Consider the following 16840-nt stretch of genomic DNA (forward strand, 5'->3'; position numbering starts at 1 on the left):
AAAGGGGAGGAACTGCTCAATACTCACTTGTCAAGGCAAAATAAAAACACCCATCAAAAGTGTCTAATTGTATTTTTTATTTTTTCTAAATTCACATCTGCTATTGAAAGTTGTCTACGATATCGCATTAATTCTTCCATTATTTGTTGATCAGTTATTCCAGGAAGTGCCTTTATAATAGTTTTATAAATATTTTCAGCATTGTATTCAACGCTTTTTACTTCTCGATAGATTAATATATCTATTTTCACTGCTTCTTCTTTCATGACTAACGCAGTTTCTGTAAGTTCTTTTGAAAACTGTGCAATCTCATCAATATTTGTATCCCAATCACAAGGCAGTGACTTTATCCTACTGTTCACTTCATTTATTTTCGATAGTAATTCAGTGAAAATATAATTAGCAATGAGATGTTTTTTATGGTTATCAGTCCTTTTATTTTCCTGAATCGTTTGTTTAACACCAATTAATGTAATACCACCTGATATAGCTCCACCTATTAATGCACCAATGAATCCCCAATCAAGTTTAAACCCAAAGTATTTAATTGCTACTTCTATAACGATATATCCAGATGTTACTAAAAACACATTTAGTATTAATACTGTTGTATATAGAAAAAATTTATGCATTTTCAACCCTCCCAAACAATCATAAACTAGTAGATGAAATATATGTAATAACTTTTTGCTCTCAAAACCACACAACCTCCGCCCTCTAATCACAAAGTGTTTTGGCTGTTTGATGCAGTTTTCAAAGCAAAAGAAAAAGCCACTGATTTATAATCAGCAGCATTTTACTATATCTTTTTTTCATTTTCTTTTAAATATATCAATATTCTAATTAAATCATGCAATCTATTTGCCTTTTTACCAAAAAACATTTCATGGTTAAATGCGAATGCAATTATACCAAATAATGCTATTAGAATAAATAAAATCATGATCATCCCAATACCGAAATCTATTTCGAACTCTGACGACAATGATATTAAGATTGCATATGTGCCAATAAAGACTGCCATTACAACACTTAACCCCGTCCAAAATGCAGAATTAATTCTGATATTCTTATTGATATCTAAGGTTATTGTTTTTTCCATTTCCTTTAATTCTTCTATACTTACCTTTTTTAAGATATTACGTGAAAACCATTCTATAGTACATCTATCGTAGAAATCTATTTTCACCAAATCTCTAAAGTAAGAATGTAATTCATTGATTTTAAAGATAGACAATTTGTTATTTTTCATGTTTTTACCTCCCAAACAATCATAAACTGAAGGTGAAAAAAATGGTGCAATTTTCTATAACAAAAATTAGTAAAATATAAATACCAAGGAAGGAAAACTTTACTGTGCCGCTCTGCCATCAATTTTAACTATTTATCGCATAAAATGATACATTTGGACATTTATAACACCTATACTTCTAATCACAGAACTCTAATTATACCTCTCCAATTACTTACATATTTTCATAAAATCTGATAAATTATTCTCAAATACATGTAAGAGGTGATTGAATTGCTTACTGAAAAGAAAACATGTCGAGATGAATTATTAATAGCTGTTCGTGAATTCATTAAAGATACAGGAAAAAACGAATTCTCTATAAACGAAATCATTACTTTTATGAACAATCAAGGAACAATTTTTAAAAAAGGTACGATCAGAAATCACATAAAATATAGATGCTGCGCCAATGCTAAACAACGATACCACGCAACCAATTATGACGATTTAATAATGTTAGAAAACGGTTTGTATTCTTTGAATACTAAATAAAGTAAAGCAACCTGAAGGTCATTTCATCATATCAACATCTAGTTCTCTCACGTAGAGAAAAATTTATTTCTATCACTATATAGGCATTTGTACGACAAATTTTATACTGCAAATAAAAAAAGTTTTTCTTTTCTAATGTTATTTGCAATTTTGGATTCTGCACGTTTTACATAATTTTGCACGGTACCACGATTTACCCCTAGTATTTTGGCAACCTTACTAAAGGTCATTTGCTCGGCTCGTATCATAATGAAAGCGGTACGTTCATTTTCCGTTAAACCGGCTAGAGCTTGATTAGCTGTATCCTTAACATTAAACATTCTTTCAATTTCTTTAACTGCAGAATTGTCGTAACTACAATCAATGACCTCAGCAAGTACAGTAGGAGTCATTTTATCACTATCAACATACGTAATTAGGTCTTGCATTAAATGATGGTCCATAACATAAACATCTGTACGTGTAGCGGCTCTATACTCTGCTGGATCATAGCCTGTTTCCATCCATTTAATAGCTTCCTGCATATCTTTCATCATACTGAGACACCCTCCTGCTACTTTTAACTCTTTAAGAGATCGTTTATATTCTTCGATTAAATCTGGAAAGTACATGGCCATCTTCCTTTCTATTCTATGTAAAAATAAAAAGGACACTAATAGAGCTGACATAATTGCCAACAACTATTAGTGTCCATCGGTTTTTCCGTAAGGACGATTATTTTGTTTTTTTAATACGTATACGTTCAGCCCGCTCCACATCAAGTACTTGACCATTGTGCCAAATGATTGTATCTTGCCCAAATGGTTTTGGTTTTAGCGGTGTAATTATTCCATCTTGTACGATGTATACACCGTTTTCAGATGTGTTGATTTTCTGTTGTGTCATAGTTTTGCCCCCTATGATATAATCAATTATCTGACTGAACTTATAAAAGGGCAGGAACCAATTTTACGGCTGTAGTGTGTGACGACACTACGGCTTTTTATTTAGTATTAATACTTTCCCAATTGTTTAAAATCTCTTGTATTGTATATTTGACAGATTGATGATCATAATTCTTTGCTTTGGAAATAAGTGCTACAAATTCAGCTATCAAGATTTCTTTAGGTAGTTCATTTAACAAATCTTTAATTTCTTTAATTTGTTCGTAATCCAATTTAATCACCCTCTATTTTCATATGCACTAATTTATAGCCTCTTGCCTGGTATGGCACAATTACGGTTTATATGTTCGAACTATGCAACTTTTGTTACTACCAGGGCTGCATTAAAGTAAACCATGCTTCCAGATGTTGAAGATATTAAAACTCGTATAACATCGCCTTGATTTAACGTAAATTGGTCTGTTCTAGATAGTGTATCTGTTTCAGTCGCAGTAGAACCAATAGGGAAGTTTGTTTGAAATGCAATTTCTTTTGAAAAATCAGGAGTCCCGTTTATAGAGAGACAAAAAATAATACTATGAGGTGTTCCTGGCGAACCATTTGTGAATAGTTCAGTTGAAAACGAAATAGTATAAACCCCTGAACTATTAACAGTAATAGAATCATCAATAATATTTGGTGTTGTTCCACTGAAAGGCCCAACTACCTCAAAATCAACATTTGTACCAGCTACAGCAATAGATCCCATTGATGGTGGGGTAGTTAGCGAACCATAAACTGGAATAAATACTGGCACAGGTTCCACTTTAGGCGGCACAAATGGACAACTGGAAATTCTGAAACTAGGGAAACTTTTACAGCCCTCATTACCTCCACAATTCTCGTAACCCCTTTTGAATACTCTCTTCTTAGATGACAAATCTATCGTCTCCTTTATCACTCCTAATAAAATATTTTATGTTTGTAAAAAAATTATTGATTGTACAAAATCCTCATATTGTTCATTAGATTTAGTAATTACTTCTTAACTAAAATGCAATTTTCATAACATGTTTTATCGTCAATATCCTCCCATTCATATACTCTATTAGTTTCAATATCTTCGAAAATTAATCGTTTACCTTTCGCTTTTGCAACAAGAGTGTGTTTCCATGACCACATACCACCGTTACCTACTCCAGCACTCGCTTCACTTTCTCCATCCATTCCTTCCCAAGCAATCAAAGTACCTTCTGAAATTTCGTTCCCTTGATAATCCCTATATTTTTTCATAAAGAAACTTCTCCTTTGTATTTATTTGAGCTTTGTCATTGGTCCATTAACGAATTATTACTAAAGCGCCTATCTTCTTCTGATATTCCTGATTTTAATTTCTCAGCCTTACCAAGAGACTTCTCGCACTTTGCACAGTATGCAATTTTCCCACCACTATGGTTCAAATAATCGTACATACTGCTTTGCTCTTCGGCATAATCACCTAGTTCTGTATAATGGATAGTAGCTGTTCCTGTAATACGTTCCTTAACATAGAATCCATCCTCAGCTTTACAATAAGGACAAATAATAATGCTCATTTTCACACCTCATTTACTGAACAATTTCTTTCAAATATCTAGCTCCAATTGCCCTGTTATTTCTTTTACGTGATCATTCCAAGCGATTTGATAATTCTTGCTATCCGAATTTGCTGGAACAAAATAGGCTTGTTTTAAATGACGGCCAAGACCATTGGAACCGTACCAAATAGAAATCCTTTTTAATATAGTTCCTGGTTTCCAGCCATAAAGAACCTCATAATTTTTATCCGTTTGCTCTAGTAAAATATATTGACTCTGTTGTTCTGGAGGAAGCATTTCAGATACCTTCAAAATTTCACCCCATTTCCTCTTTCCATTCCCATAGGCTTAGCTTTCCTTTTGCTGGCTCTGGCTCAGATAACACTTTCACTTTATTCAGCTCCCATGCATAACGACCATCCATAAAATCACCAAAGTACAGTTCGTCACCCTTTAATATTTTGCCGATGTCTATGCCTGCAGCACTTAACTCATTCGGTATCAAATGGCAGTCAATTAATTCAGCAGTAGCAATGACAAACCCCAGTGGTAAATCTTCATTTTCAATTCCATGTCTTTGAAGTGCTCTCTTAATTGGTGGATATTCGCAATATTCCATATCCATTGTTTTGCCAGCATGAATAGCAATAGGACCTCTGTATTTCGTCTGCCAGCTGCGTGTCTCGAACCGCTTCTCACCCAAAGCAATAAGAGTAGCCCAAGGTTGTTTAATTGTGATTGCTTTCATGACAGTTACCTTCTTTCATTGAGCTCAACTCTTTAAAATAAACTGAGCTGTTCATATTTTTGTTTTTTAACAGGCGCATTCACTATTTCAGGCACATTGTGCACCATTTCTATCGTTTTTTGCACCTTTTCCTGCTTATCGTTCACCATAGCCGCTTCTAGTACAGTTCTTGATCCAACTTTTCTAATAGCCTGTAGATCCTCTCCTACTAAAAGCACACTACTTATGACCATCTTATCTACAGGCTCATTTCTTTGAATTGATATGCAACCATAAAAATTCTCTATAACTGTTGCCTGTATACCATTTTCATAATGTTTACGTCCTATAATCGATGCGTCTACAATTTCTACAATATCGCCAACCTCAAAAACGGTAGCCTTATCTGTTGCTGATTCTTCAAGAGGCACAATACGCTCAAAACAATCCGTACGTTTATATGCCCCGATAGGAGGACCATCTGGGCGATGCTTAAAAAACACACTGTAGTAACCATCTGCTCTTGCCTCCGTAATGATGTATTCCTCATCGATCAGATAAAAATGTGATGGTGGCTTAACTACACGGGCCAAATATTTATTAAGTACTTGAGCTGGCACATCATTAGCAACATTCACTAGCTCAAAGTGATTCTTTTGATAGGCTCCAAAGTGAGATCCAGCTCGAGGGAAGCGGCTAGCACAATATGCTTGACCGCCGTGTGGGAAAAGATAGTACACTTCACCTTTTGTAAGATTAGTAGAACCGCCCGTATCAACACATTTTCCCCGTAACATCCTCATCACCTACTTTCGACAAATGGCAACAAGTAGTGCAAAGTATAGCCGTCCATCGATACCACTTCGCTTGCATGTTCCTCAAATGTCTCCAGCGGAATCGATTTGCGTCCACCACTTTTAGCTGTATGCCAAGCTACTTGGAGCGGTGGAAAAGGTAAGCGATAGTATTTATCCAACTCGTTGAAATACACAAGTAAAAAGGTGATGGCGCCTTTTTCGTACCAGGAGCGAAGCAATTCGTATTGATGTTCATGTAAGTTTTGAAGCGGAAAACTTTTCCCCTTCGTTTCCTTTGCATCAAACACCACTGCTCGTCCATTACAGACACCTGCATAGTCCACCCATTCAGGTTTTTCCTTCCGTCCTTCTATTTGGGAGCCTTTATCCTTTGTAATTTGTACAGGCGTTGGAATTTTACGAATATCTGCTAAGCCTGCATTACGATATTTTGTGTTGGCCATATCAATGACACGTTCTAAAAACTTGCCACGGTTAGCATGTGTTACTGATTTCGCACGCTGTTTAGTTGATTGATTACGAAACATCCTGTGTCCTCATTTCATCTTGATTTTCCGCTTCTAACACGTCATATATGGTGAGCTGATTTTTCAAAAATTCCTCCTCGAGGTCATCCAAATGCCGTTGCCAGCAAGTGAACCCATATTGTCGTACTATGGATTCACCACTTTTTAAAGGTCTGTTACATCTTTTACAACGACTCATGATGTACTCTTTAGAGAAATTTCTTCAATGATTTCTACATCATCAGTTCTAAATGTAGGAGAAGGACCAAATTCATATTCTTCCACTTCCCAATCTTTAATAAATTCATCACGCTCATTAACATAAGTGCCAAAGTAAGGATCTTGTTCTGCTTGGTAAAATAATTCCCTAACTCTTTCGTCATCCTCTTTTTGCCATACATATAACCCATAATTGGCAACACCAAGTTGACCGCGATCATATACAACAATCTCTAAACCATCTAGTTTGTTATAGACATCGATATATCCCTGTATTTCTTCCTCACTAGGTTCTGGACCGACTGAACCATCATACATTTGTTTAATATCCTCTGGCGTTTTTCCAGCAGTTCGTAATATAGCTTTAAACATTTTAAACATGAGAAAATCCCCCTATTTATTAAAATGGCAAATCATCTTCTGATACTTCAATTGGACCCCTACTGTTGGCAAATGGATCTTCATCTACTCGCGTATAGCTTGGCTGATTCATAGGAGGTTGTTGTTGATTCGTGTTATAGGAGCCTCCAAACTGTTGTTGAGGTTGTCCACTACCATAGGATGGTTGATTATTTCCGTATGCTTGTCCTCCATATTGAGGCTGTTGTTGTTGCTGTTGCGGATATTGGTTTGGTTGATTTTGATAATTAGGAGTATTTTGTGGCCCTCCTCCACCGCTTCGTGATGGTTCTAAAAATTGAATACTATCGGCAACAACGTCAGTGGTATACACTCTTTGACCATTTTGTCCCTCGTAACTTCCCGTTTGGATACGACCCTCTAAACCAATCAAAGCCCCTTTACGTTGATAGTTTGCTAGATTTTCAGCTTGCTTGCGCCATGCTACACAACTGATAAAATCAGCATCACGTTCACCTTGTTCGTTAGCAAATGTACGGTTAACCGCTACTGTGAAGCGGCATGATGCAACGCCGTTAGGTGTGTAACGTAACTCGGGATCTTTTGTAAGACGGCCAACTAATACGACACGATTAATCATTTGTTTGAATCCTCCCTTATTGTGGCGATGCCAGCATGTACGTTATTTTCTAAGTATCTAAGTTGCTGCATAGCATAATGTGGGCAATGGCTGTCACTTAACCGCTTCTGTACGTCTTGTAGGACTAGAAGCGGAAACTGGTACTCATTGATGAGTTGGTTAATCCGAATTGCAACTTCCTCATGTGTCATCTTTTTAACTGCTTGTACCAGCGCTTTGTCTGTGCCGTTAGTAAAAGTCCCATTAGCCAGTGCAGCCTTTGCCAAATGTTCACGCATTTTCATATGTTCTTCATGTCTGCTCATAGCGTTACCCCTTCCCTAACATTTCTAAAATTTTCTGACGCTCCGCTTCAAAATCCATGGTTGACGTTGGTTCAGGCACGTCATTCGGAACAGCGTTATGGCGATTATCAAACCAACCTGGAACAACCTCTTCACGTCTATTTTTTTGCTGATAATACTTTTGCGGCTGATTACGTTGCGGTTTCGCTTGGATTTGTTGATTCTTCCACTGTAAGTCAGCTGCTTCAACCGCTTCCAACGTGAAGAGTTTCTTGTTGAACCAATCTTTTAAAATTGTTTCGACATAACCCCAGGTAGTTTTTCCGTTAAGTACAGCTTTCTCCATTGCGTGAATAACTAAAGGCTCTGACAAGTCATTAATCCATTGGTCAATTTTGAAAATGATTAGAGATCCTAATGCTCCAAAATGATTCTGCTCATAAAATGCAAATGCATTTTGTGTTGGAGAAGCGGTTTGCTTTTCTAGTGGTGCTGCATAAGCAGGTGGCTCCTTATCATCATTATTATTAATTAATCTATTAGTACTTAGTAAATCAGTACTTGGTATATCAGTACTTAGTAGTCCTTGATTTTCCACTAATGGTTTTTCCACTCGTGGATTTTCCATGGATGGTTTTTCGGGGTATGGTTCTACCATAGGGTGATTTTCCACTAATGGTTTTTCTGGTGATGGCTGTTCCGCTAGTTGGTCCTTTTGTTCTCCGTCGAACTGTGGAACTTCATATACCACCGTGACCCATTCAAATTTACCGTTTTTGCCACGTCGCCTTTCTTTTTTGACATAGCCGTATTTCTTTAATTCTTTCAAACCTGTATCAAATGATGTATCACCATCCGTGGCCCATTGTGTAAGCTCGCTATTATGAAATGTCCAATCGTCTGGTTTCGAGAGCATAAAGACATGGATGGCTTTTGCTTTCCAACTTAAATTCGTGTCATAAAGCGATGTATTGTTAATGACTGTATAATCTTTGTTTTTGACTACTCTGACGATATTTTTACTCTCCATCAGTTGATCCTCCTATAAAAATCTATCAGTTCGTTCACAGATGGCGAAGCTACCCTCAATTCGTATAATCTTGTAGCCTTGGTAGCTCTGCCATATGTAGCGGCGTACAAGGCGATATAATTCCTTTTCATCGCCTGCCGCCTTTTCAAAAATCCAGTTTGGCAACAACACTCTGTGCGGTACAGAATTCATTGAGCCACTTGCATCTTGATAGCACGTAAATATTGAATTAAGCTATCCGCTTCTTTCATTGTTAATAAATCCGAATTCTTATAAGGGATTTTGCATCTCTGCATAGCACCGTTATAAACTGTGTTAGGATCGGAACTATATGCTGTGGCAACTTCACTCAACAATTTTGCTATATCATTGAACTGTTCCTGAGTCCTTAAACCTGTGTGATTTGGTTGATTTTTTTGCTGCTGAGGCTGACCATTTGGCTGTTTTGAAGGAGATGGTTGATTAATATATTGATAATCATTTCCGCTCGCTCCATTTGCATCATCATCCTTCTCAGTAGCCAGTCCTAACATAGCTGACAAGCTATAGCGCTTCATGTAAGTAATCTGACCACCAAAATCTTGCATGCTGTTGGCTGCTGGAAATTTGAGTGGATAAGATTTCACATACTCTCCTGATTCATGCAGGAATATGGTTTCTACACAAGCCATTGTTAAATTGCCTTCAACGGTTGTATAGCTGTTCTGAATGATGGATAAATGATTTTGAACAAATATAGGTCTGACAGCATCCAAAATGCCATTGAGATCAGTGTATTCAAACGTATATGAACCGCCATTTTTGGTGCGAACATTTACTTTTGCATTATGTTTTGGTGTTTGAATCGTAGCCCATGCTTTAGCTAAGGCTGCCGAAATATTTACATTACTCTCGGAAAAAAGCATGATTTCCCTCCTAGCTAGTTGATTTTTTAAAGTCTAGGGCGTAAAATAAAAGGTAACTATTTTGAAAAATAATTTTCTTAGACCACTGTTTACGGCAGTGGTTTTTACTTTGTATATGATTGAGAATAGAGAGTGGAACGTTCTGCAAATTTCAATGTCACAACTTCTCCATCTTTAGCGACGCCTTCAAGACCTGTGTTCTTTACTTGTAAAAATCGAAATTCTTTCTGATCTGATAAACGCTTGAAGAAAACAATACGCATTTCAATCACCTACTTTCTGATGGAATCCCATCAAGCAGCCTATAACTGCAAAGCAATCCGTCAAGGGGAGGAACGGGTTATAGACTGCTTGACGAGAGCGAGTGTCGTACTCGCAATCATCTAGTTTTGTGATATAATTATCGAGACTAATTTAGTTCTGCTGTTTAATCGCTCCAACGATTAAGCAGCTTTTTTATTGCCAGTAAGCAATAATGATTGGTACGCCAATAGCAATCATCACAATTCCGCATATCACACAGAACTCCTTATGTTTTTGATTGCGGCCATCATCTGGCATATACAAATAGTTCACTAGCCATTTCACCATGCTGACCACCACTTCCCAACAGACACTAAGCGTTCTTGCAATGATAGCTTCTTCCATTTACTAACTTTAAATATTTTCATTAGCAAGCTTCTTCACCGTCCTTGAAAAAATACCTCGTTGTGCTAAATCCTGTATTAAGCCACCAAAATTTTTGTTATCCTGTAACTGTATTTCTAAACGTCTGATAGCATGTTCTGCTTTTTTTATCCGCCACGCACATTCTGCTGCTAAGTTGTATGTACCGTGCTGTTTATGAAATGCCATGGCTACTTGTAAATCCTCAATGCATGCTTTCTTTGCCGCTATCTCTAACTCCAATTTCTTTACATGATCCAATTGAAAATCCCTCCTATAAACATTGGTACTGTCTGTAAAAACTGCATTGCTGCATCTGCACTAAATAACGCTGCTACTACTGTGTCCTGTGAATTTGTAATTGCGGCAGTTCTGGCTAAAAAATTAACTTCGCAAGCGATGATATTCTGCTCAATGCGACTGATAGTTGACTGCGTAGTATGCATAAGTTCCGCAAAGGCTTCCTGCGATAATTTTGCTTTCTTGCGGCACTTTCTGATTAACTCTCCAACATTCACATGCAATGAAATCACCTCCTTATGCAGAAAGTGCATATTATGCTTACCACGCATGGTTTCTCTATTAAGTTATCTTTATAGTTGAGATATGAGATTGATTGCCCCAATCTCTATACATACCTGTCCGGGTAGTTGTATTTTTAATTATCTTTATTCAGAATTTCTTCGAGCACTTTAGCTGTAGGCTCTGCTAACCAAACTCGTTTGTATCTCGAACCTATTTGTCTTTGGTGCTCCCTAATTCGAGGATCGCAAAGAATATATTTTTCTAATGACGCTTTACTAAATCTAGTTTCTCGAACTAGATCATCGATATCCCAATAAAGTGTTCGTTGCCTAACGGTTGCTTGTACTATTTGGTCGTATCTTTCTAATAGTTCCTTTTTAGAAAGGCCAGCATTCTCCAGAACTAAATGAGTAATGTCTGTATCATTTTTAATCACAGTTACTTGGCACCACCTTCAACAAGTTTTAACGCTTGTTGGTTGTATGCGTTAATCTCCATTCTCAGCGTAGTAGATGGCTGCCACATGGAGATAAATTTGATACTTTCAGCAAAACGTGTTTTAGGAATTTCTCCATACCGTGGGACTTCAAAGTGATTTTTGAAATCTCTCCAAAAAGCTGAAAACACTTGACGACTTATTTTTTTATATGCATTTGATTCTTTGCCACCTAACGCGGCAATTACTACTTCTCGGCCACGTTTGCTGATTTGAGACTCTTGATTGCCATCTATACGCATCGTTTTATAGAGTGATTGAACCGTTTCTTTCACTTCGCTCACCTCAACTTTTAATGTTTCGATCTCTTCTGATGTCTCAAGTGATAGTCTCATCGAAGCTTTCAGTTGCTCTTTTTCAGATAATGGCTGTGGTTGAAGCTGTTCCTCTAATGCATTAAAAGCTTGAATGTATTTCAATTTGAACTCTAAGGACTTAGGTCCAGTGAAACCCATTGCTAAGAGCGTAAAGCCATCTCGATTCATGTAATACATTTTGTAAATCTGCTTATTTTGCGGATGTTGATAAGAGCTTTCAAAGAATAAATTTTGGGTCTGCTCATTTTTGAGCAACCCCTCTATATCCCGTAAAACATTGCGATGCTCTTTGTTAAACGATTCAGCAATTTGCAAAGACGTGGTAACAGCTTGGCGGTTTTGAATGACGACTAATTGGTTCATGATAAAACCTCCCTTGTAACTTATATACAAATGTATGGGTAATTTAGAGACATGTATTAGTCTTCATTGATTAATAATCGTGCAGGACCAGTAAATTCATGTACACGCTGACCTTGCAGCACTCTAAATTTCTTATAAGGTGGAATAATGATTTCAGACACCCGTTCATGGCTAGCTAATGATTCATGTAAATCTTTCGTTGGTAGCATATCAATCGATTTTTGTTTCATGTACTCACCACTTTCCCTTTAAATTTCCAATCTGCTAAACTATTGGTAGATTGGGGGTGAACAAATATGAACCATTACGAAAAGCAATTTTTAAAACTAGGTCTTGAAAATTTCTATAAGAGTGGCAGCTCTTATTCAGAGGTTCAGCCTAAAAATTCACAAGAATTGATAGACTTTACGAATGTAGCGAAACAACTTTATGAAAATGAATGGCTAATACCACATTCCGACAATATCTTTTCTAATTCAGTTAGCATCGTACCTAACGAAACATTAATTTGTTATGAATTGACAGACAAAGGATTGTCGGAAGCTAAGAATTTACAATCTTAAAACCAAATTCAACCACAAGTTCGCTTGATCTTTTTTCGAATATGAGCTTGTTGCGAATATATCCTTTAAATTCCTGCAAGCTCATTTTTTGAAATTCTTGATAAAGCAATTCAGAAAATTTCCCCATTTGTTCTTGGTCATCTCCACCTTGAGCAAAACAACCTGATGCTACAAGTAGCTCGTCCATATTGAACTTTTTATGAGTACTATCCAACCCTCTCACCTCCTTCACTGGATTAGCGTTGCTACCGCTTCGTGAGCTATTGGGACGGATAAAATAATAAATCTAAATTACTCTTTCAGCTCCACAAAAATTAGACGTTTTGTCCAATTCGTTACCAAAAAAAATTTCATCTACACTACAGTCAAATAGAGATGCTATTTTTCCAGCAAGCAAAAAATTAGGATTTCTAACACCACTTTCTATTTTATAGTAGTGTGACTGTGAAATATTTAATAGTTGAGCCATTTGTTCTACGCTTAAATTTTTATTCATGCGAAGTTCTTTCAAATAAACTCGCATACTTTCACCTCTTTTCTTTTGGACATTTTGTCCTCGAATTAAATATAATAGACATTTTGTCTAAAGTCAAATATTTTTACACATTTTGTCCAAAACAAATTATTTATTGGACAATGAGTGTAAAATAAATTAAATAAATACATAAAGGAGGGCTCTAATGTTTCATGAACGGTTAAAAAAGCTGAGAGAACAAGAAAATATTAGTCGAGAACATTTAGCTAATTCATTAGGCATTACATATTCTGCATTGTCCAAATATGAAACAGGGAAAAGAGAGCCTGATTTTAAATTACTACAAAAAATAGCGAGCTATTTCAATGTAACAACTGATTATTTACTTGGTAATATAGATAAATCTGAACAACTTTCTCAACAAGAAAAAGACGAAGCTGAGTTCCAGGCTTTTGCCAACAACCCTACCCTGCAAAAATGGTACAAGGAGTTGCCGAAGTCGAAGGAAGAAGATTTGGAGAAGTTGCGTAAGATGTGGGAGATTTTGAAGGATAATGGTGAGATATAATCCTAAAAAGGATTAGTATTTAACCTTTTTATTTTTTTCATTTTTTTAAAGTTAAATAATTCAAAAACGAGTAGTAAATTTAGAATTTAACTAATTAATAATGTTAACATTCTATATATAAATACTATAAATTTAAATAATCCATTTATGAACTCACTGAAAGTTGTGAAAACATGGATATAGGAAAAAAGATAATTTCATTGCGAGAAAAGCGAGGTTGGACTCAAAAGGAGTTAGCTAATCGAGTTAATTTAAATGTCAGTGTAATGAATAGAATTGAGTCTAACGAAAGACCACTTAAAGATAACGAATTATTAAATCTAGCAAATGTCCTTGTCGTTAGTTCCGATTATCTTCTTGGCCGTACAGACACATCAATCCCTACAACCGAAGAAAAAGACGAAGTTGAGTTCCAGACTTTCGCCAACAACCCTACCCTACAAAAATGGTACAAGGAATTGCCGAAGTCGAAGGAAGAGGATCTGGAGAAGCTACGGAAGATGTGGGAGATTTTGAAGGATAATGGTGAATTGTGATGGTTAATTGGTGAAAAGCCAAATAATCGATTTTTATTTTTTTAAAAGTAACATAATAATATGTATGAGGAGGACATGGCATATACATGTCCTTTAAATACACTATTAATTGGTAGTATTATTCATTTATGTTTTATATTATTTTTTTGTGATTGTTATAGGTATATTTACGCAATAACTATTAACTACAAAAATGAAAAGAAATTGCCATCTTAATAACAGCACAAAAATCTAATGTATCAACACCATCAAAAAATTAATTTTAGTATACGATGTTAAAGTAAACTCTTAAATTTAAAATTTTTTTCAGGGGTGACTATTTATGTTCGAATCTTCTAATGCAAATATTATTGGAAATACTAACTTATATCCTGCTCAAATTAAGGCTTATCAAGCCGTTATATCGCATTATCAAGAATTTGGGGATAATCCAAGATATAGAGAATCTCTTGTTGTGATGCCAACAGGGTCTGGTAAATCAGGTCTTATGGCTCTCCTCCCATATGGATTGTCAAGTAAACGTGTATTAATTATCACTCCTGGGAAGATTGTGCGTTCAGCAGTATATAAACATTTTAATACTGCTGATAACCCTGAAAAGACTTTCTGGATAAAACAAAATGTTATATTTGATTATGCGAAGTTACCCAAATCTTACAAATACGAAGGATTTAATTCTGAGAAAGAAGGTATTAAAGAAATTGTTCTTTCATTATTAGGACAAGCTGATCTCGTTATAACTAATGTCCATAAAATTGTGGGAAGCTCTGAAGAGATTAATTTAAAAAATATATTACCTAATGATTTTTTTGACTTAATTATCGTTGACGAAGCACATCATGTAGCTGCAGATATGTGGCAAGAGTCTTTAAATCATTTTAACACTGCTAAAGTAATTAAATTAACAGCTACTCCATTTAGAAGTGATAATATAAGCATTATTAACCATGAATTAGATCCTATTTATGAATATACTTTGGGTCAAGCAATCGATGATGGACTTTTAAAAGAAATTGTCAAGGAAGAGGCCATCCCAAGTCATGTTACATTCACTAGAAGTAATGGTGAAGAAATATCTTTAGAAGATGCCAAACTTTTATTAGGAAGCGATGCTGTTAGTGCAAGTATTGCTATGTCTGAAGAGAGTTCAAAAGAGGTTATTGAATATACTAAAAAAACTTTTATCACTAAACAACGCAATAGTAAACAGAATCATCAAATACTCGCTATTGCATGTAATGATCAACACGCTCAAAATCTTTTTCACTGGTTTACTGAAGCAGGACTTTCTGCAACCTATGTAAGTACAAAATCATTATCACCTGCTCAAAATGAACAAAGAATTGCAGCATTTACTAAAGGTGATTTTAATGTAATGATAAGTATTCAATTATTGGGTGAAGGGTATGATAATCCTAATATTTCAATTATATCCATATTCAGACCTTACCGTACTCTTGGTCCATATGCTCAAGCAATCGGGCGAGGGCTAAGAAAAATATATAGTGGTACTGATTTTGATAATATCTGCAATGTTATCTATCATCGTGAACTCAACCTTGAAAAACTATGGGAATATTATAAAAATCAACGAGAAAAAGCTACTGCTATGAAAATACAGTTAACCAATTTATATGAACAACTTTCATTACCATTTGATGAACTAGGTTTTGTCGAAAAAAGAAGTTTTGGAACTAAACCTGGTGAAAAAGAGTTCTCAGATAAAGATTTTCAAGAACTAACTCTTGCAGTTGCAGAGCATTCTGCTACTACTATTGGTAATATTGACAGCTTTTCTACGGAAGGTGTAGAAACATACTTAAGGGAAAAGGCTAAAATAGAAAAAGAGGTCGAAGAAAATTACAATGCAGAAATTGCTCGTTATAAAAAATTAAAGGATGCGGGTGTGTTGTCAGAAGAAGATTATACTATTTTAATTCGCCAACAACGTGAAAAAATGCAACAAGTAATTGTAACTAATAATGATAATTTCCATGACCAAATTCTTGCTATGAGTTTAAGAACAGACCTTACTACATGGATAATTCAACAGGTAGAAACTACTTTTGAAAAAATTATTATAGAAAAAGATGGTTATGAATTGTTTGATACTCACAGTGGTCCTGAGACACTAGACAAAATTAACAATATAAGTTATATTGTTAAAAATATTAGGGTTAGTCTGTTCAATGAATTCCAAAAGCCAGTTGATCTATATACGTTAAAAGATTACGCTGATGCTAAAAGGTTTGTTGGAGAGAAATTAACTAGCATAATTCAACGCTTTTCAAAGGAGGGATAAGTACCGTGCAAACTTTATTTGTCGAAAAACTCCATGCTACAAATCATTATTTAGATGTTATTGCTAAATTAAATAGCCATGGAAGTAATATTTTATTTTTGACAATGGAAGAAAAGGATAACCATAATATCATTCACTTCCAACATAAATTCCCTCATTCCTCGTTGATTTTTGATGAAGTTATGATATATGAAAAAAACACTGAAAATCTACTGAGTTGGAAAACATCTAATATATATGGTTCCGTAAATATTGTCTAATTAGATTCCCCCCTTTCTTAAGGCGGGGTTTTCTTACAACCAAAAAAGAACATA

Annotated in this window: 33 protein-coding genes; 6 read left to right on the forward strand and 27 right to left on the reverse strand. The window is 35.5% G+C overall.

Going from position 1 to position 16840, the window contains the following annotated elements:
- Window positions 1-53: 53 nt before the first annotated feature.
- Both JTI58_RS22305 and JTI58_RS22310 read right to left on the reverse strand, forming a co-directional pair.
- Window positions 54-632 carry a hypothetical protein gene (locus JTI58_RS22305; RefSeq protein ID WP_205443795.1) on the reverse strand — a complete coding sequence of 193 codons (579 nt, stop codon included), beginning with the start codon at window positions 630-632 and terminating at the stop codon, window positions 54-56.
- Window positions 633-799: 167 nt separating this feature from the next.
- Window positions 800-1252: a hypothetical protein gene (locus JTI58_RS22310; RefSeq protein ID WP_205443796.1), complete on the reverse strand. Its 453-nt coding sequence runs from the start codon at window positions 1250-1252 to the stop codon at window positions 800-802.
- Between the two features lie 273 nt (window positions 1253-1525).
- Here JTI58_RS22310 and JTI58_RS22315 point away from each other — a divergent pair, with 273 nt between their 5' ends.
- The gene (locus JTI58_RS22315; protein ID WP_205443798.1) at window positions 1526-1786 is read left to right on the forward strand and encodes a DUF7669 domain-containing protein; all 261 of its coding nucleotides are present in this window, start codon (window positions 1526-1528) and stop codon (window positions 1784-1786) included.
- A gap of 101 nt (window positions 1787-1887) precedes the next feature.
- Here JTI58_RS22315 and JTI58_RS22320 read toward each other — a convergent pair whose 3' ends face one another.
- The 23 genes from JTI58_RS22320 to JTI58_RS22420 all read right to left on the reverse strand — a co-directional run bounded on the left by JTI58_RS22320 (window position 1888) and on the right by JTI58_RS22420 (window position 12312).
- Window positions 1888-2397 carry a sigma factor-like helix-turn-helix DNA-binding protein gene (locus JTI58_RS22320; protein ID WP_205443800.1) on the reverse strand — a complete coding sequence of 170 codons (510 nt, stop codon included), beginning with the start codon at window positions 2395-2397 and terminating at the stop codon, window positions 1888-1890.
- A 103-nt stretch (window positions 2398-2500) separates the two neighbouring features.
- A complete protein-coding gene (locus tag JTI58_RS22325) occupies window positions 2501-2671 on the reverse strand; it encodes a DUF3954 domain-containing protein (protein WP_205443801.1) in 171 nt (56 codons plus the stop codon).
- A gap of 97 nt (window positions 2672-2768) precedes the next feature.
- Entirely contained in the window at window positions 2769-2942 is a 174-nt protein-coding gene (locus JTI58_RS22330; RefSeq protein ID WP_205443803.1) for a hypothetical protein, read from the reverse strand.
- A gap of 80 nt (window positions 2943-3022) precedes the next feature.
- On the reverse strand, window positions 3023-3466 hold the full coding sequence (locus JTI58_RS22335) for a hypothetical protein (protein ID WP_205443804.1): 444 nt from the start codon (window positions 3464-3466) through the stop codon (window positions 3023-3025).
- Window positions 3467-3687: 221 nt separating this feature from the next.
- Window positions 3688-3942 (reverse strand): hypothetical protein, encoded by a 255-nt coding sequence (locus tag JTI58_RS22340; protein WP_205443805.1) that lies wholly within the window; start codon window positions 3940-3942, stop codon window positions 3688-3690.
- Window positions 3943-3977: 35 nt separating this feature from the next.
- Window positions 3978-4244, reverse strand: a complete 267-nt coding sequence (locus JTI58_RS22345; protein WP_205443806.1) for a hypothetical protein — start codon at window positions 4242-4244, stop codon at window positions 3978-3980.
- A gap of 30 nt (window positions 4245-4274) precedes the next feature.
- Window positions 4275-4538, reverse strand: coding sequence for a hypothetical protein (locus tag JTI58_RS22350; protein ID WP_205443807.1), 264 nt, complete (start codon window positions 4536-4538; stop codon window positions 4275-4277).
- A gap of 4 nt (window positions 4539-4542) precedes the next feature.
- Complete coding sequence (locus tag JTI58_RS22355) at window positions 4543-4974, reverse strand: ASCH domain-containing protein (protein ID WP_205443809.1); 432 nt, start codon at window positions 4972-4974, stop codon at window positions 4543-4545.
- A 32-nt stretch (window positions 4975-5006) separates the two neighbouring features.
- Entirely contained in the window at window positions 5007-5750 is a 744-nt protein-coding gene (locus JTI58_RS22360; protein WP_205443811.1) for a hypothetical protein, read from the reverse strand.
- A 5-nt stretch (window positions 5751-5755) separates the two neighbouring features.
- Window positions 5756-6298, reverse strand: coding sequence for a Holliday junction resolvase RecU (locus tag JTI58_RS22365; protein WP_205443813.1), 543 nt, complete (start codon window positions 6296-6298; stop codon window positions 5756-5758).
- Window positions 6288-6476, reverse strand: coding sequence for a DUF6011 domain-containing protein (locus tag JTI58_RS25270; RefSeq protein WP_431844389.1), 189 nt, complete (start codon window positions 6474-6476; stop codon window positions 6288-6290). Before JTI58_RS25270 ends, JTI58_RS22365 begins: the two co-directional genes overlap by 11 nt.
- On the reverse strand, window positions 6473-6877 hold the full coding sequence (locus tag JTI58_RS22370; RefSeq protein WP_205443814.1) for a hypothetical protein: 405 nt from the start codon (window positions 6875-6877) through the stop codon (window positions 6473-6475). Before JTI58_RS22370 ends, JTI58_RS25270 begins: the two co-directional genes overlap by 4 nt.
- Before the next feature lie 19 nt (window positions 6878-6896).
- Entirely contained in the window at window positions 6897-7496 is a 600-nt protein-coding gene (gene ssb / locus JTI58_RS22375) for a single-stranded DNA-binding protein (protein ID WP_205443816.1), read from the reverse strand.
- Entirely contained in the window at window positions 7493-7801 is a 309-nt protein-coding gene (locus JTI58_RS22380) for a DUF6877 family protein (protein ID WP_205443818.1), read from the reverse strand. The genes ssb and JTI58_RS22380 overlap by 4 nt, the downstream gene beginning before the upstream one ends.
- Window positions 7802-7805: 4 nt before the next feature.
- Entirely contained in the window at window positions 7806-8810 is a 1005-nt protein-coding gene (locus JTI58_RS22385) for a DnaD domain-containing protein (RefSeq protein ID WP_243456212.1), read from the reverse strand.
- 188 nt (window positions 8811-8998) lie between these two features.
- A complete protein-coding gene (locus tag JTI58_RS22390) occupies window positions 8999-9715 on the reverse strand; it encodes an ERF family protein (protein ID WP_205443819.1) in 717 nt (238 codons plus the stop codon).
- A 104-nt stretch (window positions 9716-9819) separates the two neighbouring features.
- Window positions 9820-9978, reverse strand: coding sequence for a hypothetical protein (locus JTI58_RS22395; protein WP_205443821.1), 159 nt, complete (start codon window positions 9976-9978; stop codon window positions 9820-9822).
- A gap of 193 nt (window positions 9979-10171) precedes the next feature.
- Window positions 10172-10306, reverse strand: coding sequence for a hypothetical protein (locus JTI58_RS25105; protein ID WP_279381290.1), 135 nt, complete (start codon window positions 10304-10306; stop codon window positions 10172-10174).
- Window positions 10307-10372: 66 nt separating this feature from the next.
- A complete protein-coding gene (locus JTI58_RS22400) occupies window positions 10373-10642 on the reverse strand; it encodes a hypothetical protein (RefSeq protein WP_205443822.1) in 270 nt (89 codons plus the stop codon).
- A complete protein-coding gene (locus JTI58_RS22405) occupies window positions 10630-10899 on the reverse strand; it encodes a helix-turn-helix domain-containing protein (protein ID WP_243456436.1) in 270 nt (89 codons plus the stop codon). The genes JTI58_RS22400 and JTI58_RS22405 overlap by 13 nt, the downstream gene beginning before the upstream one ends.
- 140 nt (window positions 10900-11039) lie before the next feature.
- On the reverse strand, window positions 11040-11342 hold the full coding sequence (locus JTI58_RS22410) for a hypothetical protein (protein WP_205443824.1): 303 nt from the start codon (window positions 11340-11342) through the stop codon (window positions 11040-11042).
- Between the two features lie 2 nt (window positions 11343-11344).
- Window positions 11345-12082 (reverse strand): Rha family transcriptional regulator, encoded by a 738-nt coding sequence (locus JTI58_RS22415; protein WP_205443825.1) that lies wholly within the window; start codon window positions 12080-12082, stop codon window positions 11345-11347.
- Between the two features lie 56 nt (window positions 12083-12138).
- A complete protein-coding gene (locus tag JTI58_RS22420; protein ID WP_205443826.1) occupies window positions 12139-12312 on the reverse strand; it encodes a BC1881 family protein in 174 nt (57 codons plus the stop codon).
- A gap of 66 nt (window positions 12313-12378) precedes the next feature.
- On the opposite strand from JTI58_RS22420, the gene JTI58_RS22425 reads away from it, so the two are divergent.
- Window positions 12379-12645 (forward strand): hypothetical protein, encoded by a 267-nt coding sequence (locus tag JTI58_RS22425; RefSeq protein ID WP_205443827.1) that lies wholly within the window; start codon window positions 12379-12381, stop codon window positions 12643-12645.
- Here JTI58_RS22425 and JTI58_RS22430 read toward each other — a convergent pair.
- Both JTI58_RS22430 and JTI58_RS22435 read right to left on the reverse strand, forming a co-directional pair.
- Window positions 12626-12859, reverse strand: coding sequence for a hypothetical protein (locus JTI58_RS22430; protein ID WP_205443828.1), 234 nt, complete (start codon window positions 12857-12859; stop codon window positions 12626-12628). The genes JTI58_RS22425 and JTI58_RS22430 overlap by 20 nt on opposite strands.
- A 72-nt stretch (window positions 12860-12931) precedes the next feature.
- The gene (locus JTI58_RS22435; protein ID WP_205443829.1) at window positions 12932-13168 is read right to left on the reverse strand and encodes a helix-turn-helix transcriptional regulator; all 237 of its coding nucleotides are present in this window, start codon (window positions 13166-13168) and stop codon (window positions 12932-12934) included.
- A 157-nt stretch (window positions 13169-13325) separates the two neighbouring features.
- Between JTI58_RS22435 and JTI58_RS22440 the strand changes: the two genes are divergently transcribed.
- The 4 genes from JTI58_RS22440 to JTI58_RS22455 all read left to right on the forward strand — a co-directional run bounded on the left by JTI58_RS22440 (window position 13326) and on the right by JTI58_RS22455 (window position 16786).
- Window positions 13326-13688, forward strand: coding sequence for a helix-turn-helix domain-containing protein (locus tag JTI58_RS22440; RefSeq protein WP_205443830.1), 363 nt, complete (start codon window positions 13326-13328; stop codon window positions 13686-13688).
- Window positions 13689-13888: 200 nt separating this feature from the next.
- Window positions 13889-14224, forward strand: coding sequence for a helix-turn-helix domain-containing protein (locus JTI58_RS22445; protein ID WP_205443832.1), 336 nt, complete (start codon window positions 13889-13891; stop codon window positions 14222-14224).
- Between the two features lie 322 nt (window positions 14225-14546).
- Window positions 14547-16526 (forward strand): DEAD/DEAH box helicase, encoded by a 1980-nt coding sequence (locus JTI58_RS22450; RefSeq protein ID WP_205443834.1) that lies wholly within the window; start codon window positions 14547-14549, stop codon window positions 16524-16526.
- A gap of 5 nt (window positions 16527-16531) precedes the next feature.
- Window positions 16532-16786: a hypothetical protein gene (locus JTI58_RS22455; RefSeq protein WP_205443835.1), complete on the forward strand. Its 255-nt coding sequence runs from the start codon at window positions 16532-16534 to the stop codon at window positions 16784-16786.
- Window positions 16787-16840: the final 54 nt, after the last annotated feature.

This window comes from Lysinibacillus fusiformis (assembly GCF_016925635.1).
In the GTDB taxonomy this organism is placed as follows: domain Bacteria; phylum Bacillota; class Bacilli; order Bacillales_A; family Planococcaceae; genus Lysinibacillus; species Lysinibacillus fusiformis_F.

Bases quoted from the DNA above. Each gene is read 5' to 3' on its own strand.
- JTI58_RS22395 (WP_205443821.1), bottom strand. From the start codon at position 9,978: ATGCGTATTGTTTTCTTCAAGCGTTTATCAGATCAGAAAGAATTTCGA.
- ssb (WP_205443816.1), bottom strand. From the start codon at position 7,496: ATGATTAATCGTGTCGTATTAGTTGGCCGTCTTACAAAAGATCCCGAG.
- JTI58_RS22355 (WP_205443809.1), bottom strand. From the start codon at position 4,974: ATGAAAGCAATCACAATTAAACAACCTTGGGCTACTCTTATTGCTTTG.
- JTI58_RS22450 (WP_205443834.1), top strand. From the start codon at position 14,547: ATGTTCGAATCTTCTAATGCAAATATTATTGGAAATACTAACTTATAT.
- JTI58_RS22425 (WP_205443827.1), top strand. From the start codon at position 12,379: ATGAACCATTACGAAAAGCAATTTTTAAAACTAGGTCTTGAAAATTTC.
- JTI58_RS22440 (WP_205443830.1), top strand. From the start codon at position 13,326: ATGTTTCATGAACGGTTAAAAAAGCTGAGAGAACAAGAAAATATTAGT.
- JTI58_RS22340 (WP_205443805.1), bottom strand. From the start codon at position 3,942: ATGAAAAAATATAGGGATTATCAAGGGAACGAAATTTCAGAAGGTACT.
- JTI58_RS25105 (WP_279381290.1), bottom strand. From the start codon at position 10,306: ATGGTGAAATGGCTAGTGAACTATTTGTATATGCCAGATGATGGCCGC.
- JTI58_RS22380 (WP_205443818.1), bottom strand. From the start codon at position 7,801: ATGAGCAGACATGAAGAACATATGAAAATGCGTGAACATTTGGCAAAG.
- JTI58_RS22345 (WP_205443806.1), bottom strand. From the start codon at position 4,244: ATGAGCATTATTATTTGTCCTTATTGTAAAGCTGAGGATGGATTCTAT.
- JTI58_RS25270 (WP_431844389.1), bottom strand. From the start codon at position 6,476: ATGAGTCGTTGTAAAAGATGTAACAGACCTTTAAAAAGTGGTGAATCC.
- JTI58_RS22320 (WP_205443800.1), bottom strand. From the start codon at position 2,397: ATGTACTTTCCAGATTTAATCGAAGAATATAAACGATCTCTTAAAGAG.
- JTI58_RS22390 (WP_205443819.1), bottom strand. From the start codon at position 9,715: ATGCTTTTTTCCGAGAGTAATGTAAATATTTCGGCAGCCTTAGCTAAA.
- JTI58_RS22360 (WP_205443811.1), bottom strand. From the start codon at position 5,750: ATGTTACGGGGAAAATGTGTTGATACGGGCGGTTCTACTAATCTTACA.
- JTI58_RS22325 (WP_205443801.1), bottom strand. From the start codon at position 2,671: ATGACACAACAGAAAATCAACACATCTGAAAACGGTGTATACATCGTA.
- JTI58_RS22415 (WP_205443825.1), bottom strand. From the start codon at position 12,082: ATGAACCAATTAGTCGTCATTCAAAACCGCCAAGCTGTTACCACGTCT.
- JTI58_RS22385 (WP_243456212.1), bottom strand. From the start codon at position 8,810: ATGGAGAGTAAAAATATCGTCAGAGTAGTCAAAAACAAAGATTATACA.
- JTI58_RS22370 (WP_205443814.1), bottom strand. From the start codon at position 6,877: ATGTTTAAAATGTTTAAAGCTATATTACGAACTGCTGGAAAAACGCCA.
- JTI58_RS22420 (WP_205443826.1), bottom strand. From the start codon at position 12,312: ATGAAACAAAAATCGATTGATATGCTACCAACGAAAGATTTACATGAA.
- JTI58_RS22365 (WP_205443813.1), bottom strand. From the start codon at position 6,298: ATGTTTCGTAATCAATCAACTAAACAGCGTGCGAAATCAGTAACACAT.
- JTI58_RS22310 (WP_205443796.1), bottom strand. From the start codon at position 1,252: ATGAAAAATAACAAATTGTCTATCTTTAAAATCAATGAATTACATTCT.
- JTI58_RS22435 (WP_205443829.1), bottom strand. From the start codon at position 13,168: ATGCGAGTTTATTTGAAAGAACTTCGCATGAATAAAAATTTAAGCGTA.
- JTI58_RS22305 (WP_205443795.1), bottom strand. From the start codon at position 632: ATGCATAAATTTTTTCTATATACAACAGTATTAATACTAAATGTGTTT.